At 62.9% G+C, this 25,647-nt stretch carries 20 protein-coding genes, 1 tRNA gene and 1 riboswitch; of the genes, 13 read left to right on the top strand and 8 right to left on the bottom strand.

What is annotated here, in order from left to right; genetic code table 11:
* Window positions 1-125: 125 nt before the first annotated feature.
* A tRNA-Met gene (locus V5B39_RS13925) sits at window positions 126-202 on the bottom strand.
* 222 nt (window positions 203-424) lie between these two features.
* Window positions 425-619: riboswitch (cobalamin riboswitch) on the top strand.
* A gap of 41 nt (window positions 620-660) precedes the next feature.
* On the opposite strand from V5B39_RS13925, the gene bluB reads away from it, so the two are divergent.
* From bluB to V5B39_RS13910, 3 genes are read left to right on the top strand one after another with little or no spacing between them, the layout of a single operon-like run.
* Window positions 661-1,422, top strand: coding sequence for a 5,6-dimethylbenzimidazole synthase (gene bluB, locus V5B39_RS13920; RefSeq protein ID WP_332343486.1), 762 nt, complete (start codon window positions 661-663; stop codon window positions 1,420-1,422).
* 42 nt (window positions 1,423-1,464) lie between these two features.
* Window positions 1,465-2,052, top strand: a complete 588-nt coding sequence (gene cobO, locus V5B39_RS13915) for a cob(I)yrinic acid a,c-diamide adenosyltransferase (protein WP_434735697.1) — start codon at window positions 1,465-1,467, stop codon at window positions 2,050-2,052.
* Window positions 2,052-3,341, top strand: coding sequence for a cobyrinate a,c-diamide synthase (locus V5B39_RS13910; RefSeq protein ID WP_332343484.1), 1,290 nt, complete (start codon window positions 2,052-2,054; stop codon window positions 3,339-3,341). Before cobO ends, V5B39_RS13910 begins: the two co-directional genes overlap by 1 nt.
* Here the strand turns inward: V5B39_RS13910 and V5B39_RS13905 are convergent.
* From V5B39_RS13905 to V5B39_RS13885, 5 genes are all read right to left on the bottom strand, one after another.
* Window positions 3,327-4,565, bottom strand: a complete 1,239-nt coding sequence (locus tag V5B39_RS13905; protein ID WP_332343483.1) for a DUF3322 domain-containing protein — start codon at window positions 4,563-4,565, stop codon at window positions 3,327-3,329. The genes V5B39_RS13910 and V5B39_RS13905 overlap by 15 nt on opposite strands.
* Window positions 4,562-7,951, bottom strand: a complete 3,390-nt coding sequence (locus V5B39_RS13900; RefSeq protein ID WP_332343482.1) for an ATP-binding protein — start codon at window positions 7,949-7,951, stop codon at window positions 4,562-4,564. Before V5B39_RS13900 ends, V5B39_RS13905 begins: the two co-directional genes overlap by 4 nt.
* The gene (locus tag V5B39_RS13895; RefSeq protein WP_332343481.1) at window positions 7,944-8,621 is read right to left on the bottom strand and encodes a DUF4194 domain-containing protein; all 678 of its coding nucleotides are present in this window, start codon (window positions 8,619-8,621) and stop codon (window positions 7,944-7,946) included. Before V5B39_RS13895 ends, V5B39_RS13900 begins: the two co-directional genes overlap by 8 nt.
* A gap of 26 nt (window positions 8,622-8,647) precedes the next feature.
* Entirely contained in the window at window positions 8,648-10,096 is a 1,449-nt protein-coding gene (locus V5B39_RS13890; RefSeq protein WP_332343488.1) for a DUF3375 domain-containing protein, read from the bottom strand.
* 85 nt (window positions 10,097-10,181) lie between these two features.
* Window positions 10,182-10,640 carry a hypothetical protein gene (locus V5B39_RS13885; protein ID WP_332343480.1) on the bottom strand — a complete coding sequence of 153 codons (459 nt, stop codon included), beginning with the start codon at window positions 10,638-10,640 and terminating at the stop codon, window positions 10,182-10,184.
* A gap of 226 nt (window positions 10,641-10,866) precedes the next feature.
* On the opposite strand from V5B39_RS13885, the gene V5B39_RS13880 reads away from it, so the two are divergent.
* The 8 genes from V5B39_RS13880 to V5B39_RS13845 all read left to right on the top strand — a co-directional run bounded on the left by V5B39_RS13880 (window position 10,867) and on the right by V5B39_RS13845 (window position 20,283).
* Window positions 10,867-11,022, top strand: a complete 156-nt coding sequence (locus V5B39_RS13880) for a hypothetical protein (protein ID WP_332343479.1) — start codon at window positions 10,867-10,869, stop codon at window positions 11,020-11,022.
* Entirely contained in the window at window positions 11,022-12,224 is a 1,203-nt protein-coding gene (locus V5B39_RS13875) for an ATP-binding protein (RefSeq protein ID WP_332343478.1), read from the top strand. Before V5B39_RS13880 ends, V5B39_RS13875 begins: the two co-directional genes overlap by 1 nt.
* Window positions 12,221-13,216 carry a ParA family protein gene (locus V5B39_RS13870; protein ID WP_332343477.1) on the top strand — a complete coding sequence of 332 codons (996 nt, stop codon included), beginning with the start codon at window positions 12,221-12,223 and terminating at the stop codon, window positions 13,214-13,216. The genes V5B39_RS13875 and V5B39_RS13870 overlap by 4 nt, the downstream gene beginning before the upstream one ends.
* A gap of 534 nt (window positions 13,217-13,750) precedes the next feature.
* Window positions 13,751-14,974 carry a TolC family protein gene (locus V5B39_RS13865; RefSeq protein ID WP_332343476.1) on the top strand — a complete coding sequence of 408 codons (1,224 nt, stop codon included), beginning with the start codon at window positions 13,751-13,753 and terminating at the stop codon, window positions 14,972-14,974.
* Window positions 14,971-15,519: a hypothetical protein gene (locus V5B39_RS13860; protein WP_332343475.1), complete on the top strand. Its 549-nt coding sequence runs from the start codon at window positions 14,971-14,973 to the stop codon at window positions 15,517-15,519. The genes V5B39_RS13865 and V5B39_RS13860 overlap by 4 nt, the downstream gene beginning before the upstream one ends.
* A 14-nt stretch (window positions 15,520-15,533) precedes the next feature.
* Window positions 15,534-16,700, top strand: coding sequence for an efflux RND transporter periplasmic adaptor subunit (locus tag V5B39_RS13855; RefSeq protein ID WP_332343474.1), 1,167 nt, complete (start codon window positions 15,534-15,536; stop codon window positions 16,698-16,700).
* Window positions 16,701-16,708: 8 nt separating this feature from the next.
* Window positions 16,709-19,813: an efflux RND transporter permease subunit gene (locus tag V5B39_RS13850; RefSeq protein WP_332343473.1), complete on the top strand. Its 3,105-nt coding sequence runs from the start codon at window positions 16,709-16,711 to the stop codon at window positions 19,811-19,813.
* Between the two features lie 23 nt (window positions 19,814-19,836).
* On the top strand, window positions 19,837-20,283 hold the full coding sequence (locus V5B39_RS13845; RefSeq protein ID WP_332343472.1) for a hypothetical protein: 447 nt from the start codon (window positions 19,837-19,839) through the stop codon (window positions 20,281-20,283).
* A 119-nt stretch (window positions 20,284-20,402) separates the two neighbouring features.
* Here the strand turns inward: V5B39_RS13845 and V5B39_RS13840 are convergent, their stop codons facing one another.
* Together V5B39_RS13840 and V5B39_RS13835 are read right to left on the bottom strand one after the other, a co-directional pair.
* Window positions 20,403-21,797, bottom strand: coding sequence for a heavy metal sensor histidine kinase (locus V5B39_RS13840; protein WP_332343471.1), 1,395 nt, complete (start codon window positions 21,795-21,797; stop codon window positions 20,403-20,405).
* Window positions 21,794-22,471 (bottom strand): heavy metal response regulator transcription factor, encoded by a 678-nt coding sequence (locus V5B39_RS13835; RefSeq protein WP_332343470.1) that lies wholly within the window; start codon window positions 22,469-22,471, stop codon window positions 21,794-21,796. The genes V5B39_RS13840 and V5B39_RS13835 overlap by 4 nt, the downstream gene beginning before the upstream one ends.
* Window positions 22,472-22,749: 278 nt before the next feature.
* Here V5B39_RS13835 and V5B39_RS13830 point away from each other — a divergent pair, with 278 nt between their 5' ends.
* Both V5B39_RS13830 and V5B39_RS13825 read left to right on the top strand, forming a co-directional pair.
* Window positions 22,750-24,003: a TolC family protein gene (locus V5B39_RS13830; RefSeq protein ID WP_332343469.1), complete on the top strand. Its 1,254-nt coding sequence runs from the start codon at window positions 22,750-22,752 to the stop codon at window positions 24,001-24,003.
* The gene (locus V5B39_RS13825; protein WP_332343468.1) at window positions 24,000-25,637 is read left to right on the top strand and encodes an efflux RND transporter periplasmic adaptor subunit; all 1,638 of its coding nucleotides are present in this window, start codon (window positions 24,000-24,002) and stop codon (window positions 25,635-25,637) included. Before V5B39_RS13830 ends, V5B39_RS13825 begins: the two co-directional genes overlap by 4 nt.
* Window positions 25,638-25,647 lie beyond the last annotated feature (10 nt).

Below are 25,647 nucleotides of genomic sequence, written 5' to 3'. Positions count from 1 at the left end.
ATCCCTCCAGATCAATAGCTTTTCTTCCATCAGTGCGAGCCCTTCTCTATCCTTCATCTCTCCGCTCGCGCAGATCGACCCGGAACAAGAACCCACACCTATCGGTTGTCCTGTTTTTAAAGAGCTGGTTGCGGGGACAGGATTTGAACCTGTGACCTTCGGGTTATGAGCCCGACGAGCTGCCAGACTGCTCCACCCCGCGACCGTAATTGGGGTCGATTAAGTCCCCCATATTTTTTCTCCGCACGCTTCATGCCAAGAAGTCGTATTGCTATTTTCTACCGAACCGAAACCATGTGCAGCGAAGAGGGAGCATTTTATCAGCGGCCGATTGGTCAGTCAACACCCCTGACGAAGGAGACGAAGGAAAGAATGATGAAAAGTCTGCGCGCTTATGGCACCATCGGCGATGTCTGAATGATTTCAGGCAGAGGAGTCTCCGGGTGCTGGTCAGCCTTGCTGGCCAGAGAATCGGGAAGGCGGTGCCAATCCGCCACGTGCCCAGCGCTGTAAGGAGGACGTTCGTCGCAGAAGGCCACTGATCGGGAAAAACCCGGTCGGGAAGGCGCGGCAACGGTTGAGTCCGAGTCAGAAGACCGGCCAGGAGACGCAATACGGCTGCACGGCCAGGCAGTCCGTGTCTTTCCAGAAGGGGAATCCATGGAAAACTTAAAAGTGCCGCTAGCGCATGCTTTTGCCGATGTCGAACGAGCAGCGGTGTACCAGGCGATCTTCAGTCGCCGCGATGTACGCGGGCAGTTTCTTCCCGAACCGGTGCCTGACGCCGTATTGGGCCGCATCCTGATGGCCGCGCACCATGCGCCCTCGGTCGGCTTCATGCAACCCTGGAACTTCCAGCTGATCCGTTCCGAAGCGGTCAAACGACGGGTCCATGGCCTCTTCGAGCAGGCCAACGCCGAAGCCGCGCAGATGTTCCCCGACACCCGGAGGGAAATCTACAGTCGGCTGAAACTGCAGGGCATCGTCGATGCGCCGATCAATCTCTGCGTAAGCTGTGACCGTACGCGCAGCGGACCGGTCGTCCTTGGCCGGACGCACATGCCGGAGATGGATTTGTTCAGCAGCGTCTGTGCGGTACAGAACCTGTGGCTGGCGGCCCGGGCCGAAGGCGTCGGCGTCGGCTGGGTCAGCATCTTCCATGAACAAGCTCTGCAGGCAGCCCTGGGCATCCCTGCCCATATCGTTCCGGTGGCCTACCTGTGCATCGGCTATGTTTCCCATTTCAAGGACAAGCCTGAACTCGAACAGGCCGGCTGGTTGCCACGCCTGCCGATCACCGACCTCATCCATTACGAGCAGTGGGGAGCGACCGATGCCGCCGGCCATGATCCCCTGACCGCGACATTGACCGCCATGCAGGCCGACATCCAGCAGCGGGGCGTCTATCCGCATGGCGCCTGATCCCCTGTTTGAAGCCTCGTGGCCAACCGGAAAGAGCGTCTGATGATCACCCATGAACAGCGCATGCAAAAGAAAAAAGAGGTCATTGACCGGAAGATTGCCGCCGCAGCGGTCGAACGTGGCGTACTGGTGGTCAATACCGGCAATGGCAAGGGCAAGTCGACCGCTGCTTTCGGCGTTGTCGCGCGCGCCCTGGGACACCACATGCGGGTAGCGGTCGTGCAGTTTGTCAAGGGTCGTTCCGGTTGCGGTGAAGAAACCTTTTTCCGGATGCAACCGGAAGTTGCCTGGCATGTCGGCGGCGAGGGCTTTACCTGGGAAACCCAGGACCGGGAGCGCGACGCTGCGGCTGCCCGGCTGGCCTGGGAGGTCGCTTGCAGACATCTCGGCGACCCCGGCGTCGGGCTTGTGGTGCTCGACGAAATGACTTATGCCTTCAAATACGGCTGGCTTGACCTCGAAGCCGTCCTGGCCGTGCTGCGCAGCCGCCCGGCCCGACAACACGTCATCGTCACTGGCCGGGCGGCACCGCAGGCACTGCGCGATGCAGCCGATACGGTCAGCGACATGGGCATGGAAAAGCATGCCTTTCAGAACGGGGTCAAAGCCATGCCGGGACTCGAATGGTGATGGCCAGCCGGGTTGACTGCCCGGCCCTGCTCGTCGCCGCGCCGGCCTCCGGACAGGGCAAGACGACCATGGTTGCTGCCCTCGCCCGCCTGCATGCCCGCCAGGGACGGCGGGTGACGGTCTTCAAATGCGGGCCGGATTTCCTCGATCCACAGATCCATGCGGTAGCCAGCGGGCGGCCCTGCCAGAACCTCGACCTCGGCATGTGCGGTGAAAGCGATGCCCGCTGGCGGCTGGCACGCGCCGCTGCAGATTCCGACCTGATTCTGATCGAAGGCGTGATGGGTCTATTCGATGGCCAGCCATCGGCAGCCGATCTGGCCGTCCTCTTCGGTATTCCGGTGCTGGCCTTGATCGACGCGCGGGCAATGGCCCAGACCTTCGGGGCCATTGCCCACGGACTGGCCAACTACCAGCCTGGCCTGCCGTTCGCCGGTGTCCTGGCCAACCGGGTCGGCAGCACACGTCACGCCGAACTCCTGCGCGACAGCCTGCCCGCTGGTATCGCCTGGTTCGGTGCCTTGCCACGCACCGACGATTCCTTGCCGGAGCGCCACCTGGGGCTGTGGCAGGCGGCGGAAGTGGGCGATCTGGCAGCACGACTGGATCTCCTCGCTGACGCCTTGGCAGCCACGACGGCGGTCGACCTGCCACCCACGGTCAATTTCGCCATGGCGCCGGCACCGGTCGTGCCGCCACGTCTGGCTGGTCAGTGTATTGCCGTCGCCCACGATACCGCTTACGGTTTCATTTACCCGGCCAACCTCGAAACCTTGCGGCAACTCGGCGCAGCGCTACGCTTCTTCTCGCCGCTGGCCGGCGAGCCGCTGCCGGCCTGCGACGCGGTCTGGCTGCCGGGAGGTTACCCCGAACTGCACGCGCCGACTCTGGCCAGGAACACCGCGCTATGGACTGCCTTGCGTCGTCACGTTGAAGCCGGTCAACCGGTGCTCGCCGAATGTGGCGGCATGATGAGCCTGTTTGAATCGGTGACCGACAAGGCCGGCGTCAGTCATGCCTTCGCCGGACTGCTGCCGGGTCATGCGGTCATGCAGCAGTGCCTGACGGCGCTCGGCATGCAATCCGCCGTCCTGCCCGAAGGCCGTCTCCAGGGCCATACCTTTCATTATTCAAAGAGTGAAACGCCCCTGCCGCCGCTCTGTCATGCGCAAAGACCCGATGGTCGGGCCGGCGAGGCGATCTACCGTCAGGGTCGCCTGACCGCCTCCTACGTCCATTTCTATTTCCCTTCCAATCCGATGGCGGTTGCGGCGCTACTCAGTTCGTGAACCGGAATGGTCTTGTCGAACGGGGCATGGATTGGCGCCGCTGCTCCCGTACAGAAGCTGTTCAAGGCGATTGCCCAGCCAATGGAAGCCAATGTGTTCCTGCTCCAGCCGAAGTCTCGCACGGATGCGGTTGTTGCGCAGTGCGTCGTAGAGTGCACTCTCTTCGGGCGTCAGTCTGTGCAGGTCCACCAACAGTGGCTTGTCCTCGCACCCCCAGACTGGGGCATGCGCATCCAGGGTCTCCTGGTCCATCAGGAACGACTCGACGTGACCGAAGTAGCCACGCAACTGATCCAGGATGCCAAAGCCATGGGTATCGATATCGCCCCAGTAATGGATTGAGCAGTTCTTCAACCAATGACTGCGGGCCAGCGCATCCCAACCGTAACCCGCACCAAAAATAACCATGGCATCACGCACTCGCGGGAATGCCAGGAAGTTGGTTTCATTTTCGGTGATGAACATGCGCCGCACAGCGAATTCCATACGACTGAAGTTTTCGGCATCCAGGGTCACGTCGGGGCATACCGAGCCGGGTATTGCATGATTCGCCGGATCAAGCATCCGAAAGCGAATACGTACCGGCTTTTCCAGAAACCCGTAACGGGCAGCAAACTGGCTGACACCCGTCTTGCCGAGGTCCACAGCGTCTCCGGGCAGTACCAAATCGAGCAACTCGGCGAGCACACTGCGATGTGCTTCGATGAATTTGCTGTGCATGCCCGGCAGGTCCACCTGCCGCAAATAAATGCCGGGGCGAGGATGCTCGACAAGCCAGGTCACGACTGCCAGCAATCGGGGCCATTCGGCGGACAGTGCCAGTGCCTGCAGGGGACGCTTTTCCAGCCAGGGCAGCAAGGCGGAGTGTGTTTGCCGGGTTGCCGAGACCTGTGCCGAAAAGCGAGCCCACTCTCGGCGCTTGCCCAGCCAGGTCAACACATCCTCCCGGGTTTTGATCCAGGCGGCGGCAGGCAGTTTTTGCACCCCCTGAACGCGGTGACGAACCTCCTGCCATTCGAGACACACGGAATCCGTGGCCGCCAATTCAGCGGCCCAGGCACGAACAGCATCAAAGCGATCCGTGATGTCAGCCGAACAGGGGGACTTGAGCGTCAGGCGCAAAGGAAAGCGAGCATTGCCCGTCACCGCGTCGCGCAGGAGTTCGCCGCGCTCCCACCGTCGCTCCAGTTGTGCCTTCAATTCCTTTGCGCCGGTCCACGTCACTGCGCCAACACCTGGGTGGTCTGCAAAGCCATCGTCGCCTTCTGCGCCCGGTATTCCTCGATCGAAAGATTGCGGAGCCTGGAGGCTCGCCCGCCCTCGTTGTGTACAAACCCGACGCTGGATACGTACGGTTCGATGATGTGAATCTTCTGCAGCGGCGTCACGATGAGCAGTTGCAGATTGAGCTGCCGGAACAGTTTCAGGCCGTATTGCGTGGATTCATCGGAACCACGACCAAAGGCCTCGTCGATGACCACGAAACGGAAAGATCGCGAGCGCACCGCGCCCCATTCCAGTCCGAACTGATATGCCAGACTGGCAGCCAGGATGGTGTACGCCAGCTTCTCTTTCTGCCCTCCCGACTTGCCGCCAGAATCCGAGTAGTGCTCGTGTTCGCTGCCGTCCTCACGCCAACGCTCGCTGGCGGCAAACAGGAACCAGTTGCGCACGTCGCTCACTTTGGCGGTCCAGCGGCGATCCTGTTCTGACAGGCCCTCGCGCCCGCGGAAACGGTCGATGATCGCTTTCACCTGCAGAAACTTGGCCTCGGAGTACTGAGCATCATCCGACCCCGTCACGGCCCCCTCGGTGCATGCGCGCAACTCCTGCTGAAAATCCCGGATCTCCGCGTCCGGACTGGGCTGCGACTCGAGCACGATGTAGCGCCCCAAATTGTAGTCGATCTCGCCCAACGACTTGTTGATGTGTGCAATGCGTTCCTTGATGGTTTCACGCTCGCGCGCCAGTTGGGCGTTGAAGTTGGCGATCTCGTTGATCGTGTTGACGTTGAGCAGTTCCTTGAACCGTGCCACGAAGCGCGGCAGGTCGTCCCGGTTCAGTTGCGTCAGCAGGTTCTCGTACTCAAAGGCCGCTTCCAGGCTGGCATCGATCTCGGCGGTTTCAAGCTTGAACGCCTCCTTGAAGGAGGCCATGGCCTTGATGATTCTCTCGGCCAGCCGATTCATGCTCCTGGTTTCGTTGTCGATCCGGGTTTGCAACCAGCCGCGCACGTCCTGCTCGCGGTTGTCGCAGGATTCCACGGTCAGTTGATGCTCGCCCAGTGCCTCTGCGCGCATGACTTCGAGGGTCGCTGCCAGCGCTTCATCGACGACCGAGCCGGCAAACAGCAGCTCGGTCTGTTGTCGAAGTTCCTGCGCATCCGAGCGGCGCTGTTCCAGCTTGGCCCGCTTCTCGCGTGAACCTTGCAGCTCCGTACCCGTGTCCTTTTGCGCCCTCTGCAGCTCACGCAGGTTTTCATTGAGCTGCTTGAGGACATCCGACGCCGACTCCAGCCGGCTCCGCTCATCCGTCAGTTGAACGATCTCGGTGGCAACGCTGGCCCAGTCCAGCTCCTCGAACGCGGTGAATTCTTCCAGGCGAATCAGCGCATCAAGACGGCTCGTCAGTCCGTTGCGTTCCTTCTGAATCTCACTGATCCGGCTGCCGACATCACCCAGCCGCGTTTCAAGCTGACGGCGCTTGTTTTCCAGTGCGGCGATCTTGGCGCTGTTGCTCCAGCCCAGGACATAACGGCTCCGGTCATCGATGTGGTGGCGGTCGTCCTTTTCGTGTCGGCCGCTCGGATCCTTGATCTGGCCCGCGCGGGTGATGGCCCGCGTCTCCCGGCGAAACTGTTCTTGCGTGGCGCAGCAGACCACGTCGAAACGATGGGCAAGCTCACGTTCCAACCAGTCGTAATGCGGGGAATCAGGCTTGATGGCCAGCTTGCGAAGCAGCGAATCCCGGTGCAGATCGGACAATTCGCCAGCCTTGCGCGGCCGCACATGGAAGTACACCAGACGACCGCGCAGATGGGCAGCATCCACCCATTCGGCGACGGTCTTGTAATGGGCATCGGGGACCAACAGCGCCAGGCCGAATCCCCGCAGCAGACGTTCGGCTGCGCCCTCCCAATCGCGCTCTTCGACACGCACCTGGATCAGCTCGCCGGCAAAGGGCATCTCATCGACATCGATGTTCAACGCCGCACAGAGCGCGGCGCGGATCTGGATCTGCGGATCATCAATGTTGCTGCGGCGACGCTTGAGGCTTTCGATTTCGGTGCTTTGCCGATCGTGTTCCTGCTTGCCCTGACGCAAGGTCACGCCGTGTTCGGTAAGGGCGTTCTGTAGATCGGCATCGCGATTGCGCGCTTCCTCTCGCCAGCTTTGATACTTCCCTCGCTGCGCGGCGAAGCTGGCGGCATCCACCGCCACTGGGCCCAACACGCCTGCCAACTCCCGGTAGCGCCCGGCCTTGGCTTGGCGCGCATCCCGCAACAGTTCTCTCTTGCGAATCTCGGCGGCGAGACGTTCCAATCGGTCACCGCCGTTGTCGTTGATCGCCTGCTTCAGCTCATCGACCTGGCGACCTTGCTCCTCATGGAGGACATCGAGCCGTCGTAGCTGACCATCCACACGACCCCATTCCTCGGCCAGCAGACCCAGCCGCTTGTCGATCAAGCCCCGCTTCAAGCCGGCGAAATGGGATCGAAGGCTTTCCCGGCAGCGGCGCAGGGCTTCGACTTCAGTCACCAGCGTACTGTGGCGACCACAATCGGCAACCAGTGGAGTGAGCCGTTCGACCTGCTGCCGGGTTTTCAGCACCGCCTGATGGGCGCGGTTGAGATCGTCGAAGTGCCCGATCAAGGCCTGAATGCGCGGCGCCACCTCGAAGGGTTCCAGCATATGGTTGCGAACGAAATCGGTCAGGTTGCCTACCGACTTCATCGAGACCGTCTGGTGAAAAAGCTCCAGCGCCTGCTCGTTGTCGATGCCGAAACGGCGGCGAAACCAGGCCGCATAGGGCGGAAAGCTGTCGCTCAGCTCGGCACCCAGCCTGCGCAGCCTCTTGCGCAACTGGGCAATGTCCGATCCGAAGTGGGCAAAATCGGAGGCAATCGACAGCCCGCGTTCGGCACCCAGAAAGAACCGCGCCGGTTGCCCCTGCGCGTCCTTCATCCAGAACACCTGCGCCAGCGTCACCGTCTGGTCATAGCCCGCGTTGTGGAACACGCCCAGAATGACCGAGTAACTATTCTGGTCGCGCAGCGATACCGGCCTGGCCGCGCCTGTGATTTCGTTGCGCTCGGATTTGTAGTGACCGAGCACGTAAGAGCGCAAGGTTCGTTCCTTGCTGTCCGCGCCCGCCGCCTTGTTGTAGGTGATCCGGTTTGCTGGCACCAGCAAGGTGGTGATGGCATCCACCAGCGTCGATTTGCCCGAGCCGATATCTCCCGTGAGCAGGCCATTCTTGCCATCCAGTTGCAGCGTCCACACCCGGCTGTCGAAGGTACCCCAGTTGAACACTTCTAGACGAGTCAGGCGAAAGCCCGACAGCGCGTCATCTGCCACGAAGTCCAGACCCAGTGATTGCGGCTCATTCATGGTCTGTCCCCTCCCTGGCAGGGGTCACGCCCGCCAGTTGTGACTGGTAACTGGCCAGGCGCGCATCGAATTCGGCCAGCCATTGAGCATCGACGAAGGCCTTCAGGATGCGCCGCACCTCGTAGCTCGTCGCGCCAGCCGAAGCACCACCGGCAGGCTTGAGCTTGTGCAGAAACCCCAGCTCGACCACCTTGTTGATCGTGGTCTCGATCTGGTCGATCAGCCTGGCCTCATTCGGACCATCGGGCAGGAACACCCGCACCAGTTCCACGATGTCGTCACGACTGAGTACCAGGCGTGTATCACCACCCCCTGCGTCGAATTCGGCCAGTTTCTTGCGCAACAACGCAAGTAACAGACTCACCGGAAAGGACAGGGGCCGGCGCGCCACCAGACGCGGCAAGCGGGGTGCGGGGTCGTCATCGGCAGGTTCCGGCCGGCTTCTGAAAAAGGCATGGCCTTCTGCTTCGTCCAGCACCAGATCCAGGTTCAGTACCGCCGCGTAGTCACGCACCTGAACCTGCAGATTCAATAGTGCCGCCCATTGACGCTCATCGCCATCACGATACAGCACACTCTTGAGCAAGCTGATCAGCAACACCGACAAATCTGCAACGGGCGCGGGCGCTACGGCGCGTGCTTCGTCGCTTCCTGAGTATTGCTCTTCCATCCCTCGCCCCGCCATCCTGTTGTGCTTCAGCGCATGAAAATCACCCGTGGCAGGCGCGCGATGCGGGTGATTTCCTGACCATCGGTTGCCCACGTCTGCCAGCGGATGGGTTCTGGCGTGTCCTCATCGACCACCGTACCGAATGTCCCGCTGCCCAGTTGCAGGTAGGCCACCAATTCGGCCAGCCCCTGTTGCAAGGGTTGGGTAACCACCAGCTCGCGCAGCGTGATCTGCGCCCGGTCCTGCAAGGCGTGGCGGATGTGACGTGTCAGGCGCGTTTTGTCCACGACCACCTGATCGAACAGCGCCGAAGGATCGATATCCTGATCGCCCGCCTGCAAGGCCAGATTGGCAATGACCGGCTTCGTTGCCGGCGTGAACAGGGGGCGCTCCATCGCCAGCTCGATGTCGGCCCGCGCCTCGGCCATCTCCATCACCGTGCCTGGCGGTGGTGACCCGCGCAGGGCCAGCGCCTTGCTCTCGATACCGTGCAGGATGTCCATGATCCGGCGGTTTTCCAGCCAGGCCCGATCATCGAGAAAGCGCCGCAACTGTTGCGACAAGGCGGCCACCGTGCGCTGGGTATGCTCGCCAGCTTCCATCCAGTCATAATGGACGCGGCGCATTCTGCTGTCGGGTTTCAGATCCGTCACGGCGGGAAGCTGAAGTACGCGATCCAGCAGGGTGGTCAATTCCTCCTGCCGACGGCTGGATAGCAGAAAGTCCCAGAACGCCCGGAAACTCTTGCCCTGATCGGAATCGGCAATCGCCTCGCGCTCGCCCATGATCTCTTCCAGCAGCGCGCCCTTGCTGCCTTCCCACAGGGCAATGCGTTCCCGCACGCGCCGGTCGAGCTGGCGGAAATTGTGCTCCACCTCACGAAAATCCATGAGCAACTCGCGCGCGCCCTGCATGAATTGCTGAAAGCGATCCTTGAGTGCCGTGTCGTCCAGCAGCGGCATATCGCCCGACAGCACCCGCGCCATCTCGGCGTCGATGTCATCGCGCTTCTTGTGCAACTCGGCGATGCGCCTGGCCGGGTCGGCCTCGCTGCCCTCGCTCATCTGCTTGAGCAGATCAAACAGCGTCAGCAAGCGCGACTCGGTGCCAATGAACTGCCGCTCGGAGAGTTGTGCCAGCCAGGCAATGGCCTTTTCGGTCGCGGACGTCAGGTCAAATTGCGCTTCGTCCGTGCCAGGCTTGTAGAACTTGCGCAGCCAGCCCTTGTCGGGTGCGGCCCAGTCGTTCAGATAGTCCAGGGCTGGCTTTGGAAAGGCGGTTTCCCCCAGGTACAGGCGCAACGCATACAGCTCATCCTCCAGCGCCTCGGCCAGGTCCGCCGCCGCCATCACGCGTACATTGGGTGCCACGAACACTCGTTGCAGAAAGCTCACCACCAGCGGCGCGTGCTCCGAACGCAGCAGCCGCCACGCCGGGTGGTGCGTGCGCAGGGCATCGAGGGTAGCGAAGTCCAAAGCATTCACTCTTTTTTCTTCGGCCTGGTTCCGCGCTGCCTGCCCTGCGGCACGCGGTGGGTGCGCGCAATCGCTGGCAGCCAGGTCACGTGGATTGATCGACGGTCGACAAGCAGCTGCCCGAACAGCAACGCCACCTGTCAAACTCCTTGGGTGCTCGCTTTGAGCAGGCCGTTGATGTCCTTGTCGTTCCGGTGGATGGCAACCTGATCGAGCATTGTCCTCGGGACGAGGCACACGGCTTGCGATTCCCAGCCGACAGTGGACGGCGATCTTTATCAAAGCGCATGACCGGCTCGTCGAGGTCATCCATTTGGCCGTCGACGTACCTCCACATATCGTCATCGATCAGGTGATCTGTCCAGGGCGCGAACGCAACGCCATTCATGGCGGCCGGTTCACTTGCATCGGGAACAAACACCGCCACCGCCTTCAGGTCGGCCCAGCTTTCCGGAGCGCTAGGTATCGTCGGCTTGCTGATGATGATGGGCTTGCCCTGGTCGTTCAGCCGTGGGTGTTGGGTAGCGTGGGAATGGTAGGTCATGCGCCCCCCCCTCTTTTGTCATCCATCATTGAACGCATGATCTCACGTCTTGCCAGAACCTTGCAATTTCGAGCGGGGCAATTGCATGGACGCCGATGATCACGAAGATCGCCGATTCAGTTCCTGGTGAACGGGATCAAAGAGCAGCATCAGGAAAAACTGGTAACATGAAGCTTGCCCTTTGGCAGACGAAAAACCGAGGGAACCTCCTCACTTCAAGCCGCATGTGGCGCCCAAACCCCTGCTCGAATGGCTGCACAGGAACGGCTCGGATCAGGCCAGCCGCAACACGGTCTCGCGCGCCGTGTCGATCTACAACGCGTGGGCGGCAAGCCAGGCGGTCAAGCCGACCCAAGGCTCGCTGTTTGAGGAGTACGACTGATGACCGCTTTCATTGATGCCGAGCTTGTGGCCTTGTTGCGGGATCTGGAATCAGACCGGGTTGAGCGCAAGCAATCCTTCAAGGGCTCTGCGCCGGACAAGGTTCGTGAGGCGGTATGCGCCTTCGCCAACGACCTCGCCGGGCATGGCAGCCCAGGAGCCATTTTGATCGGCGCAACGGATGACGGCACACCCGCCGCCGATTTTGCGGTGACAGATGAGTTGTTACGACAATTGGCCGATATCAAGACCGATGGCAACATTGCACCACCGCCAACGCTGCTAGTGGAAAAACGTCGTCTCGCCAGTTCGGACTTCGCCGTTATCACCGTGTGGCCTTGCGACACGCCTCCGGTGCGCTACAAGGGCCGTATCCATATACGCTGGGGGCCGCGCCGGGGACTGGCCAGCGCCCAGGACGAGCGCATCCTCAACGAGCGGCGGCGTCATCGTGATCGACCGTTCGATGTGCAGCCCGTTTCGGGTGCCACGCTGGAGGAGATCGACCGGCTGCGCTTCGAGCAGGAGTATCTGCCCTCGCTCGTGGCGCGCGATCTTCTGCTGGCCAATGAGCGCAGTTTTGAGCAAAAGCTCGCCGCAACCAAGCTGATCGCCGCCGAAAATGAAGCGGTACCCACCGTACTGGGACTGCTGGTGTGTGGCAAGTTGCCATCCGACTGGATCGGTGGCGCCTACACCCAGTTCCTGCGCATTGCTGGAACCGACCTCACCGACCCGGTACAGGATGAAGAGGTCATCCACGGCACGGTGGCCGACCAGATCCGACGCCTGGAGGAAAAACTCGAAGCCCATAACCGCCGCCGAGTAGATTTCGCTGGCGTCGATAGGGAATCGGTTGGCGAGGACTATGCTCTCGTTGCATTGCGGCAACTGGTGCGCAACGCCTGCATGCACCGCAGCTACGAGGCGACGAATGCGCCGGTGCGGGTGTACTGGTTCGATGACCGCATCGAAATCCACAATCCCGGCGGACCGTTTGGCAGCGTGACGGTAGAGAACTTCGGCCAGCCCGGCGTCACGGATTACCGCAATCCCAATCTGGCTGAGGCACTGCGGGCGCTGGGGTATGTACAGCGATTTGGCGCGGGCATCGCCATTGCTAAAAAGCACTTCGGTGCGCGGCTGTCGTTTCAGGTGCAACCTGGTGTGGTCGCGGCCCTGATCCACAGGGAGGGGCCATGATCAGCATCGCGTTTTTCAACAACAAGGGCGGCGTGGGCAAGACCTCGCTGGTCTATCACGTGGCCTGGATGCTTGCCGAGCTGGGCTACCGTGTACTGGCTGTCGATCTCGATCCACAGTCAAACCTGTCGATCATGGCTCTGGACGAAGATCGTCTGGAAGCATTGTGGCCGGACGTTGCGCATCGGGAAACCCTGTTTGGGGCGGTCGAACCCCTGTTCGGCGGCACCGGGGACATTCGGCCCGCCCATATCGAGCCTTTGTCGGATGCGCTGGGCCTGATTGTCGGGGACCTGGCGTTGTCACGTATAGAGGATGATCTTTCTACCGAGTGGCCGCGTTGTCTGGAAGGACGGGAGCGCGCGTTCCGCGTCACCACGGCGTTCTGGCGGGTAATGAAAGAAGCGGCCGGGCGCCATCAGGCGGATGTCTTGCTGATCGATGTCGGCCCCAATCTGGGTGCGATCAATCGCGCCGCGCTGGTGGCGGCAAGCCATGTCGTGGTTCCGGTCGCCCCCGATCTGTTCTCGCTACAGGGTTTGAAAAACCTCGGGCCAACACTCCGGCTCTGGCGCGATACCTGGCTACAGGCCAGGCCCAAGGCTTCGGCAAGCTTGGGCGAGCAGCCTGGCGGCGAGATGGCCGCTGTCGGTTATGTTCTGATGCAGCACGCCGAGCGGCTCGGGCGACCGACCCAAGCCTACGCCAAATGGCAGGCGCGGCTGCCGCACGCCTATCGGGAAAGCGTGCTTGACGAAAAAGTCGGACCAACGGGGCCAACGCCGGACCCGCAACAGATTCAACGCATCAAGCATTACCGCAGCCTGATGCCCATGGCAATGGAGTCGCGCAAGCCGATGTTCGCGCTGCGTGCCTCGGACGGGGCGATCGGTGCACACCAGACCAACGTGCAGCAATGCTACGACGACTTCAGAGATCTCGTTCTTGAAATCGCCAGGCGTGTGAAATTTTCCCGAAGCGCCAAACAATGAGACCACTGCTCGACACCGTGTGGCAGCGGCGTAGTACCAGTTGGATTCGGGACGAGGAGGCACGCATGCCTGATGCCCGCAAAACGCCCGACTGCCGGGGCTCTCGCAGACATCAGGCATGCAAGGGCAACGCGTATTGCGAGGCACAGCGGAAAAGCAGGCCGAAAAAAGCCACGTCTCACCACCCCCGGCACCATCCACGCCCCGGCTTGCCGCCTGGCACGCGTAATTGCCGGCAGCGACCTTGCCCCCAGGCAGGATGACCCGCGCAGAATGGCCAACACCCGCACGAATCGCTGGCTCAAGCCGGGATGTCCAGCCGAAACACCGTCACGCCGCTGCTGGAGCGGGCGTCGACACTGCCCCCGTGGGCACGCAGGATGAAACGGGTCATCGTCGTGATGGCACCTCTCTCGAAACCACTCCATGATCTCCGGTTACACCAGATGACGGATTTGTAATCTTTCAGTCAGCTTTCTGTTGGGCAGCGTTCGCTAGCATCCCGAGCATTCTGGACTCTGACTGGCGTGCCCGATGAATCACCATCGACCACCGACCAAGGCACCCTTTCACGCGGCAGTTCTGAGCGTTTTGCTGGCAGCCGCAGTGGTTTCGGCGCATGCAGACAGCTTGCGCGAAGTCTTCGAAAAAGCGTGGTCCAATTCTCCCGAGGGGAAAACGGTAGAGGCGAAACGCGAGGAAGCCGCTGCCAGCCGGACAGTCGGTGAATCCCTGTTTCCTGGTGCGCCGACCGTCGGCGCATTCCAGCGAACAGACCGCTGGAACGACAATCTGGGCACTCGGGAAAGCGAGATCAACGTTTCGCTGCCGCTTTGGCTACCCGGACAGAAAGCCGCCCGTCAGGCGCTTGCCGAGGCCGACAGCGAAGAAAACCAACGCGCCATCGAAGCGACCAGGCTGGCCGTGTCCGGCGAGTTGCGCCAGACGCTGTGGACGCTTTACCTGGCCAGCAGCGAGGTCGAGATTGCCGCAGAAAATCTGGCGACAGCGAGGCAACTGGAAGCCGATGTCAGCAGGCGGCTGAAGGTCGGAGAAATTGCCCGCACCGATCTGCTGCTGGCGAAACAGGAAACCGCCAGCGCACGCACTGTCCTGGCCGATGCCGAGTCGCGGGCAGTCCGCAGCCGACAGCGCTACCGTGTGCTGACCGGCAGCGACCGACTGCCGGACGATCCGCAGGAGCCGATCATGCCTGACGGCACGGGAACCGCCCATCCCCGCCTGGCCGCTGGTCTGGCCCTGGTCGAGCGCGCTCGCGCCGGACTCCGGCTGGCGCGGGAATCGCGCCGCGAGCCGCCCAGCATCGGGCTGCAATATCGTCGGGATCGTGAGTCAGGCGGGTCCACCCCGCGCGACAGCATCGGTTTTGCGATCACCATCCCATTGGCCGTCGAGGTACGGAATGCGCCATTGATCGCCAGCGCCAACACCTCGCTGGCTCAGGCCGACGCTCAGTATCGGCGGCTGCTTGCCGAAATCGAAGCCGAACAGCGCGCAGCCGAAGCGCAACTCGAAGCCGCGCGCATCGGCGCCGAACAGGCGATCGCGCGGGCGCAAGCCGCCACGGAGCGGCTGGCATTGATCCGCAGATCCTTCGCGCTGGGCGAAAGCGCGCTCGTTGAATTGCTCCGCGCCCAGTCGCAGGCCAACGAAGCGCGTATCGAGCTGGCCCGCAGCCGCGCCCGTCTGGGCGCCGCCCAGGCCAACCTGAATCAGGCCAGAGGAATCCCCTTATGACCCCTGCTTTGCTCTTCCCGAATTCGACCGGCCTGCGGGCTGTCACCGCCGCCGTCCTGTTCTCGATCTCCTGGCCGCTTCTCGCCCACGAAGGTCATGACCACGGTGCAATCGCCAGGCCTGCCGATGTCCGGATTGCACCGCGCTTCGAGGTGCGCAGCGAGGAAGTGGAAATGGTTGGCGTGCTTGCCGGCGAGGAGCTGGTGATCTATCTCGACCGCGCCGACAACAATGCGCCGATTCAGGGTGCGCAGATTGAAGTCGAAGGGCAAGGGATCAAAGGCGTCGCCACGAACCTCGCCGACGGCGTCTATGGGTTATCCGCCCCCGCCCTCGCGCAGGCCGGCAAATACTCGCTGATGATGACCGTTCAGGCGGGACAGATCGCTGATCTGCTCTCTGCCGATCTGCTGGTCGAGGAAAAAGTCCCGGCCGCGTCCGCCGACAGCCACGGCGATCGCCAGTGGTGGTGGATTGCCGGCATTTTGCTCCTGATCCTTTCCGGCATGGTGATCGGGCGTCGTCTGCATCGCCCATCGAAATGAAGGAGCCGCCCGGCATGTTTGATTCGACGAAGCAGACGCGCCATTTCCTGGTTGCGCTCGCTGCCCTCGCCTTCGAGGTCTGGGCGCACGGCGGCGAGGAGCATGGCCATGACAAGCCGGCCCCAGCCACCGCCGTACCGGTGAGCGAAGTCCGTACCGCAGGCCGGATCGTGCTCGAAGAACCCGTCCTGCGCCTGCCCGATGGCCGCGTCTTCGTTCCGAAGTCGGTGCAGCGGCAGTGGGCGCTGCGTACCGCGATCGCGCGTCAGGGAGAATTTCCGCGGGTGGTGGAACTCAATGGCCGTGTCGTGGCCGATCCCAATGCCGGCGGGCGGGTGCAGACTTTCCAGAGCGGGCGCATCGAGGCCGGCCCGAATGGACTGGCGGTCCTCGGCCAACAGGTGCGCAAGGGGCAGATCCTCGCCTGGCTGCAACCCGCAACGACCGCGATCGAACACGGCACGCAGCAGTCGGCGCTGGCCGACATCGTCGGTCAGGAAGCGGTTCTGCAAAATCGACTGGCGCGCCTGCGGCAACTCGCAGGCAGCGTCCCGCAAAAGGACATCGAGCAAGCCGAGATCGAACTCAAGGCGATCAAGACGCGCAAAAGCGCCATCAGCGGCAGTCTGGCCCGCGCGGCGCTGCAAGCACCCGTCAGCGGCGTCATCGGCACGGTCAACGCTTCCGTCGGGCAGGTGGTCGATGCACGCGCGCTGGTTTTCGAGGTCATCGACCCGCAACGGCTGGCCGTCGAGGCATTGGCCTACGACCCGCTACTGCTCGACGGCCTGGCCAGAGCCACCGCGCCGGTGGCCGGTGGCGTCCTCGAACTGGCTCTGGTCGGCGTCGGTCGCAGCCTCAGGGAACAGGCGATGCCGATATGGTTCCGCGTCGTCTGGCCGAAAAGCGGCGGCTTGCCGGCAATCGCCGTCGGCCAGACGCTCAAGGTCCTGGCCCAGATCAGCACTCGCGAGTCCGCAGTCGCCATCCCGGCAGCCGCAGTGGTGCGCAATGCGGCCAACGAGAGGGTGGTCTGGGTGCACCAGAGCCCCGAAAGCTTTGTCGCGCGCAAAGTCAGGGTCGCGCCGCTCGATGGCCAGTCGGTGACCGTGAGCAGCGGCCTCGACGGCGGTGAACGGGTCGTCGTCCAGGGCGCAGCGTCGCTGGCGCAGATTCGTTAAGGTCTGCCATGTTCGATCGGATCATCAACAGCAGCCTCAAGCAGCGCCTGTTCGTGCTCGGCGTCTCGCTGCTGCTGATCCTCTACGGTGCCCTTGGCGTTCGCCACATGCCCGTCGATGTTTTTCCCGATCTCAACAAGCCGATGGTCACGCTGATGACCGAAGCCGGCGGCATGGCGCCGGAAGAGGTCGAACAGTTGGTGACCTTTCCCGTCGAATCGGCGATGAACGGCATGCCTGGCGTGACGCGCGTTCGCTCGGTGTCGGGAATCGGTCTGTCAGTGGTGTACGTGGAGTTCGCGTGGGGAAGCGACCTCTACCGCAACCGCCAGCAGGTTGCCGAGCGACTCAATCTGGTCCGCGAACAACTGCCACAGGGCGTCGTCCCACAGATGGGGCCGATTTCGTCGATCATGGGCGAAATTCTGCTGATCGCCCTGCCGGCCGACCCCGAGAAGGTCAGCCCGATGCAGGTTCGCGAGTACGCGGATTGGGTGATGCGCCCGCGACTGCTGACCATTCCAGGCGTCTCGCAGGTGATTCCGATCGGCGGTGAGGTCAGGCAGTATCGGGTCGAGCCGGACCCGGTCCGCCTGCAGGCAACCGGTGTGACGCTCGGCGAACTGGAGTCGGCGCTGAAAAACTTTGGCGGCAACACCGCCGGCGGTTTTGTCGATGCCGGGGGGCGCGAATACCTGATCCGCAACCTTGGCCGAACGACCCGCCTCGAAGACCTGCAGAACCAGCCGGTGGCGACGCGCAACGGCCAGCCGATCCTGCTCCGGCAGGTGGCGGCGGTCGGCTTTGCGCCGGCGGTCAAACGCGGCGATGGCAGTTTCCGGGGGCGACCCGCCGTCATCCTCTCGGTCCAGAAACAGCCATCGGCGGCCTCGATCGAGCTGACCCGCGCCATCGAGAAAGCCCTCGACGAGATGAACAGGAACCTGCCGCCAGGGGTCGAGAAACCGCAGTTCCTCTTTCGTCAGGCCAACTTCATCGAGGCTTCGGTCAATAACGTCGCCGAGGCGCTGCGCGATGGCGCGATCATGGTCGCGATCATTCTCTTCCTGTTCCTCGGCAATTTTCGCACCACCTTCATTTCGCTGACCGCCATCCCGATATCGCTGTTGCTGACGGCGCTGCTCTTCCGCCACTTTGACCTGTCGATCAACACCATGACGCTCGGAGGGCTGGCGATCGCCATCGGTGAACTGGTCGACGATGCCGTGGTCGATGTCGAAAACGTATTGCGCCGCCTGCGCCAGAACCGCACCCTGGCCAATCCGAAAACGGCACTCGAAGTCATCGCTGCAGCTTCGAAGGAAGTCCGTTCGGGGGTCGTCTACGCGACGCTGATCGTCGTGCTGGTGTTCATTCCGCTGTTTGCCCTGCCGGGGATCGAGGGCCGGCTATTCACCCCACTCGGCGTCGCCTACATCGTTTCCATCCTGGCCAGCATGGTCGTGGCGATGACCCTCACGCCGGTACTCTGCTACTACCTGTTGCCAAGGATGAAACGCATCGACCACGGCGACAATGCGCTGGTGATGCGACTCAAGGCCTGGGATGAACGCCTGCTCGACTGGTCGTTCGAGCGTCGCCGGGTGTTGCTGGCCGGCGCGACGATCGCCGTCGTGGCGGCACTGGCAACGATCCCCTTTTTCCCGAAATCGTTTCTGCCGCCGTTCAACGAAGGCACGCTGACGGTCAATGTGGTGCTCAACCCCGGTTCCTCGCTGGCCGAGGCGAATCGCATCGGAACACAGGCGGAAAGGATCCTGCTCACCCTGCCGGAGGTTGCCGAGGTCGGCCGTCGAACCGGGCGCGCCGAACTCGACGAGCACGCCGAGGGGGTTCATTACACCGAGATCGAGCTGGATCTGAAGGGATCCGGGCGAGCGCGGGAGACGATCATTGCCGACATTCGGCAGCGCCTGGCCGTGCTGCCGGCGGTGGTCAACGTCGGGCAGCCGATTTCCCACCGCCTCGACCACCTGCTCTCTGGTGTGCGGGCACAGATTGCCTTGAAGATTTTCGGTGACGATCTCGACACCCTGCGTGACCTGGCAGCGGATCTGAAGGATCGTCTGGGCAGGATCGCGGGGATGACCGATCTGCAGATCGAAAAACAGGTGCTGATCCCGCAGTACAAGATCCATCTGGACTACGACGCGGCTTCCCGCCACGGTGTCGCTGCCGGCGAACTGCTGCAGCGTCTGGAACAGTTGCTGGCCGGCGAACGCCTCGGTCAGGTGATCGAAGGCAATCGCCGTTTCGATCTGACGCTGCGCCTGCCGGAAAATGCCCGCAGCGAGCGCGAGCTGTCCTATCTGTTGATCGAGACGCCGACCGGCTGGGTGCCGCTGTCGCGCCTGGCGGCGATCGAGGATGGTGATGGGTCCAACCAGATCGGCCGCGAAAACACTCGCCGGCGCATCCTGATTTCGGCCAACACCGACGGTTCGGACATGAGCCGGATCATCGCCGACATCCGCGCCGAGATTGACCGCAAGCCACTGCCGGAAGGCTACTTCCCGTTGCTCGAAGGGCAGTTCCAGGCTCAGGAAGAAGCCACCCGGCTGATCGCCGTACTGGCCCTGGTTTCGCTGACGATGATCACCCTCGTCCTTTACAGCCGCTACCGCTCGGCGGTACTGACCGGGATCATCCTCGGCAATGTACCCCTGGCACTGGTCGGATCGGTGGCGGCGCTCTGGCTTTCCGGGCAGGCGCTATCGGTGGCCGCGCTGGTCGGCTTCATCACGCTGACCGGCATCGCCATCCGTAATGGCATTCTCAAGATCAGTCATTACATCAACCTCTGCGCTTTCGAGGGCGAGGTTTTCGGGCGAAAGATGATCGTCCGCGGCTCGCTCGAACGCCTGACCCCGGTGCTGATGACCGCGCTGGTCGCCGCTTTCGCGCTCACACCCCTGCTGCTCTCCGCCGACGCACCGGGCAAGGAAATCCTGCATCCGGTGGCGGTGGTGATTTTTGGCGGCCTGATCAGTTCGACGCTGCTCGATACCTTGCTGACGCCGGTGCTGTTCTGGTGGTTCGGCGAGAAGCCCCTGCAACGCTTGCTCGCCGAAAAGGCGCAAGATATTTTTTGAGTCCACCCGATGAGGAAAAGTCCATGCAAACAATCCTGATTTCCAGGCTGACCCTGGCTGCCGCCTGGCTGTTCGTCGGCAACAGCGTGTTCGCCCACGACGATGCCGCTCTCGACAAGGTCAAGGGAACCCATGGCGGCCAGTTGCGCATGGCCGGCAGCTACCATTTCGAACTGGTCGTCGTCAGCGACAACAAGGAAGGCAAAGACAAACCGGTGGCGGTCTATCTCACCGACCACGGTGACCAGAAGGTCTCCGCGGCGGGCACCACCGGCACAGCCACCCTCCTCGCCAGCAAAGCGAGAAGCACCGTCGCGCTGACACCGGCCGGCGACAACAAGCTGGCAGGAGTCGGCCAATACGCCTCGGATCCACAGATGAAGGTCGTCGTCTCGGTCAGCTTCCCGGATGGAAAGACCCTGCAGGCCCGGTTTACGCCGATGGCCACGGCAGCGGCGGATGGGCATTGAGCAACGGCCGGGCTTCATCATGGCTCTCCTCTCTCGTGGCAAAGATCAGAAATGCACGCAGACCGTCGCAAGCGTCAACCCTTGGCGAGACCTCTTGGCGGAGCCGCTTACCCCATGAGTCAGCGGGGAATGTTGAGTTGGAAGACGGTCAGCTCGCTTGTCGAACGCACCTCCACGCTCCCCCCGTGGGCACGCAGGATGGAACGGGTAATCGCCAGGCCCAGCCCGGCGCCGTCGCTGAAGCGTTGCCGGGAGGAATCCGCACGGTAGAAAGGTTCGAACAGTCGCGGCAAGTGCTCGGCGGCAATCGTCTCGCCGGTGTTCTCGACAGACAGCCGTACCCAGGTTTCGCCCGGTTCCTCCAGACGCACGGCCATCCTTCCTCCTGTGGGCGTATGCCGGATCGCATTCGAGAGCAGATTGTTGATGGCCCGGCGCAACATCAGCCGGTCGCCCGAAACGACGGCGCTGCCCGAGCAGGAGAGGGAAACGTTCTTCTCCTCGGCGAAGGCCTCGTAGAATTCGAACAGCCCGTTCACTTCGGTGAGCAGATCGACGGCTTCCCGGTGCGGAATGATCAGCCGGTTTTCGGCCTTGGCCAGAAAGAGCATGTCCGAGATCATTCGCGACAGGCGTTCGAGTTCCTCGGCATTCGAGGCCAGAACCTCCTGGTATTGTTCGGGTGTCCGGTTTCTGGAAAGCATCACCTGGGTCTGGGTCAGCAGATTGCTGACCGGTGTCCGCAGTTCGTGCGCCAGGTGGGAAGAAAAGTCCGAGAGGCGAAGGAAGGACTCCTCCAGACGGGCCAGCATGTCGTTCAACGTTCGGGCCAGAGCATCCAGTTCGATCGGAATGGAATCGACCGGCAAGCGGGCATTCAGCCGCTGCGCGGTGATCGCCGCCGCCTCGCGCTTGATCGCCTGCAACGGTGCCAGCCCTCGGCGCACCGCGATCCAGCCGAGAAGCCCGATCGACAGGGCAGCCAGCACCATGAACGACCACAGGGTGGTCCTGAAGTCGCTCATGAAGTGCTCATGGTGCGAGATCTCTATCGCCACGGCCACGAGTGCCGGCGGCGCGCCCTCGATGTTCGTCCGGGCAAGACCGGAGATGCCGCGAAAAGGCTGCTGGTCGCGGGTCTTCCAATGCACCGGATGCCGGGAAGCGGGCTCGACGCCCCGCTCCAGAAGAGTGCTCGGAAACTCGGCGCCAGTCGTGGCGAACAGCGTCTGGCCATCAGGCGCGACGACGACCACGGCAAGCCCAGGGTGGCCGACCAGGGAATCCTCGAAGTGCTGCGGCATGACTGCGAGGTCGGCCGTGGAGCGGACTTTCTCGAGGGCATGCCGAGCCAACCGCAACTTTCCGGTCAGAATCTCCATGTCCAGTTCTTCGAAATGTCGTTCGACCGAGTCGGCGATGAGGACGCCGAGCAGCAGCAAGACCAGGGTGGACGCCGACGCGAACAGCAGGGTCAGCCGGAAGCTGATCGATTGCCGACGGACCGGCTTCACTCGCCGCTCTCCAGTACGTAGCCCATGCCGCGCACCGTGCGGATCAGTTTGTCGTCGAATCCCTCGTCCACCTTGAGCCGCAGGCGCTTGATCGCCACTTCGATCACATTGGTATCGCTGTCGAAGTTCATGTCCCAGACTTGCGAGGCGATCAGCGAACGGGGCAGGACTTCGCCCTGCCTGCGCAGCAGCAACTCCAGCAAGGCAAACTCCTTGGCGGTCAGATCGATTCGCCGGCCCGACCGGGTCACGCGTCGGCGCCGCAGATCGAGTTCCAGATCCGCCGCGCGCAACAACCCGGATTCCCTGACCTTGCTGCCTCGGCGCAACAGCGTTCGGACGCGGGCGAGCAACTCGGAAAAGGCGAACGGCTTCACCAGATAGTCATCTGCGCCGAGTTCCAATCCCTTGACCCGATCGTCCACCGCGTCGCGGGCGCTCAGGAAAAGGACCGGCATGTCCTTGCCTGTCCTGCGGATGCCCTGCAGAATTTGCCAGCCGTCGATTCCCGGCAGCATGACATCGAGAATCACCAGGTCGTAGGCTTCGGTCAAAGCGAGGTGCAGGCCGTCCAGCCCGTTGCTCACCAGATCAGCCACGAAACCCGCCTCGAGCAATCCCTGTTTGAGGTAAGTCCCCGTTTTCGGTTCGTCTTCCACGACCAGGATCTTCATCGCCGTTCTCCATTGCCCATCCCTGCCCATGGCGCATTTTGTGCCGTATGATCAGCCTTGCGGTGAAAATGACCGAAATGTAATCTGCGCGTCAGCGTCCCGTTGGGAAGGCTTCCCCATACTGCGCCACGCGCTTCGCAAGCGGGGTCATTTGCCAAGGGCCCACCGGAGAAACCATCTGCGACCGGCGCAGGGACGATCATGATCATCCGATGGACACGGCATCATCGACAGGAACCATTCAAGCCTTGGGAGGCGGCATGCGAGGAGGCAAGCCCATGAGGACATTCGCCTGGTGCCTGATGCTGGGTCTGGCGACGCCGGTCCTGGCGCAGGAGGTCGCCATCGGCCGCACGGTCGAGAGCCTGCTCGAATTCGCCAGGGTTCGCAATCCCGAATACGCGGCCATGCAGGCGGAAGCGGACGCAGCGGCGGAACGGGTCACGCCGGCAGGCGCCCTGCCCGACCCAAAGTTCCGGATGGAATTGCGGGACATCACCCACGCCGGTGAGCAGAACCCGACGCTCTCCCCGAGCCGCGTCGGCAGCACGAAGTACCTGCTGTCGCAGGATCTTCCCTGGTTCGGCAAACGCGATCTGAAACGCGAGGTGGCGGAATTCGAAGCGGCGAGCGCCAGAGGACGCGCCTTGGGCACCTGGTCGGAAATCGCCGCCAGGATCAAGACGACCTACGCCCAGTGGTACTACGTCCAGCGCAATGAGCGGCTGACGCAGGAAATCCTCGACCTGATGCGGCGCCTCGAAAAAATCGTCCAGACGCGCTACGCAAACGGTCTGGCGACCCTGCAGGACCTCATTCGTGCGCAGGTCGAGCAGACGAGGCTGCGCAGCGAACTGGTGGCCCTGGAAACCGAGCACCACCACCTGCACACGCGCTTGAACGCCTTGCTCGCCCGGCCCGCGGCGGCACCGCTGGCGGCACCGGAAAAGTTGCGCCCGCTGCCGCCACCGGCGCAGCTCGATTACGCCACGCTCGAAGAACGTGTCCGCGTCCGTAACCCGCTGCTGGCGGCCGAAGCCGGCAAACTCCAGGCAGCGGAAAAAAGCCGGGAACTCACCTACAAGAACCGTTACCCGGATTTCACCATCAGCGCCGGGCCGATCCAGTATCAGAGTGCGATCCGGGAATGGGATGTGATGGTCGAGATGAACATTCCGCTGCAGCAATCGTCGCGACGCGCGCAGGAACGCGAATCGGAGGCGATGCTTGCGGCGGCGCGTGCGCGCCAGGAAGCGAGCACTCACCAGGTGCTTGCCGACCTGGCGGAGAATCTGTCCGCCATTGACGGCGCGCGCCGGAGCGAAGCCCTGGCCACCCATGACCTGCTGCCCGAGGCCGAGCTGACCTTCCGGGCAGCGCTCGCCGGCTACGAGAACGGCAAGCTCGATTTTGCGATGCTGCTCGATGCGCAGCGGCAGATTCGGCAGGCCAGACAGGACCAGATCAGGGCGCAGGCCGAAGGACAGGCCCGCCTGGCGGAAATTGAACGTCTCCTGGGAGAAGATCTATGAAGCAGGGCGCGCGCATTGCCGCCGGCGCTTTGGCGGTCGCCGCGCTGGCAGCCGCTGCAGGCTATTGGGCCGGCAAGCGGCATACCTCCGGCCATCCGGAAGCAACGCACCAGACTGTCGCCACTGCCGGCGACCCGGCGGCAAAGGAACGCAGGGTTCTCTATTACCGCAACCCCATGGGCCTGCCCGACACCTCGCCGACACCGAAGAAAGACTCCATGGGAATGGACTACGTGCCGGTCTATGCGGACGAAGCCGACGAGCAAGCGACCGCTACGAAGCAGCTCAGGATCAGCACCGAAAAGGTTCAGAAGCTCGGCGTCAGAACCGAGGCCGCCCGCCTGCGCTCGCTCGACCGGATCGTCCGTGCGGTCGGTCGCATCGAGCCCGACGAACGCCGCCAGTATGCGATCGCCCCCAAGTTCGAGGGTTACGTCGAGCGCCTGCAGGTCAGTGTGACCGGTCAGGCGGTCGGCAAGGGCCAGGTGCTGTTTGAAGTCTACAGCCCGGAACTGGTTTCTGCCCAACGCGAATACGTGCTCGCCACGCAGGCGGCGGAATCGCTGCCCCCGGCGGGCAGCGAGGCCCGCAGCGGCATGCAGCAACTGGCTGCGGCGAGCCTCACGCGCCTGAGAAACTGGGACATCTCCGATGAGCAGATCAAGGCCCTGGCCAGCTCCGGGGACTCCCGGCGCACGCTGAGTTTCCGCTCGCCGGTTGCCGGCGTCGTGACCGAGAAGAAGGCCGTGCAGGGGATGCGCTTCATGCCCGGTGAAACCCTCTATCAGGTGGCCGATCTGTCTACGGTCTGGGTGATCACCGACGTCTTCGAGCAGGACATCGGGCTGCTGAGAGCCGGTGCACCGGCCAGAATCAAGGTCAACGCCTATCCGGATCGGGTTTTCGAGGGAACCGTCGGTTACGTCTATCCGACGCTCAAGGCAGAAACCCGCAGCGTTCCGGTTCGCGTCGAGCTGAGCAATCCGGGAATGCTGCTCAAACCCGGCATGTTCGCCCAGGTCGAACTGGCGGTGGCCGCCAGGGGCCCGGTGCTGACCGTGCCGGTCTCGGCGGTGATCGACAGCGGCACGCGCCAGATCGTTCTGGTGCAGCTCGCTGAAGGTCGCTTCGAGCCGCGCGAAGTGAAGCTCGGGGTCCGCAGCGATGACCAGGTCGAGGTCCGCGACGGCGTTCGCGCCGGCGAGCAGGTGGTGGTCGCCGCCAACTTCCTGATCGACGCCGAAAGCAACCTCAAGGCGGCGGTCGGCGGTTTTGCCCAGGCGCAGCCTCCTGCCGGCGAAACCGGCGCCAGAACGGCCCCGGCCAGCACGGGACACCGGGCGGAAGGCCAGGTTGAGTCGATCGACGCGGGCAGCGCTGCGCTGCGCATCCGTCATGGCCCGGTCGAAAGCCTCCACTGGCCACCGATGAGCATGCCGTTCCAGCTTGCCAACGAATCGCTGCGCAAGGATCTGAAGCCCGGTGCGATGATCTCCTTCGAGTTCGTCGAGCGCGGGCCGGGAGAATGGGTGATCACTTCGGTCAAACCGGCGGCCGGGTCGTCCATCAGGTCCGAGGCGGGAGCCGGGGCCGCAGCGCAGGCCCATCCGCACGCTGCGCACGCCGGCCACTGACGGCAACCCA

It is taken from the genome of Accumulibacter sp. (assembly GCF_036625275.1).
Lineage (GTDB): Bacteria > Pseudomonadota > Gammaproteobacteria > Burkholderiales > Rhodocyclaceae > Accumulibacter.
Note: the sequence above shows the minus strand (reverse complement) of the source record. Positions and strands in the feature narration are given on the sequence as shown.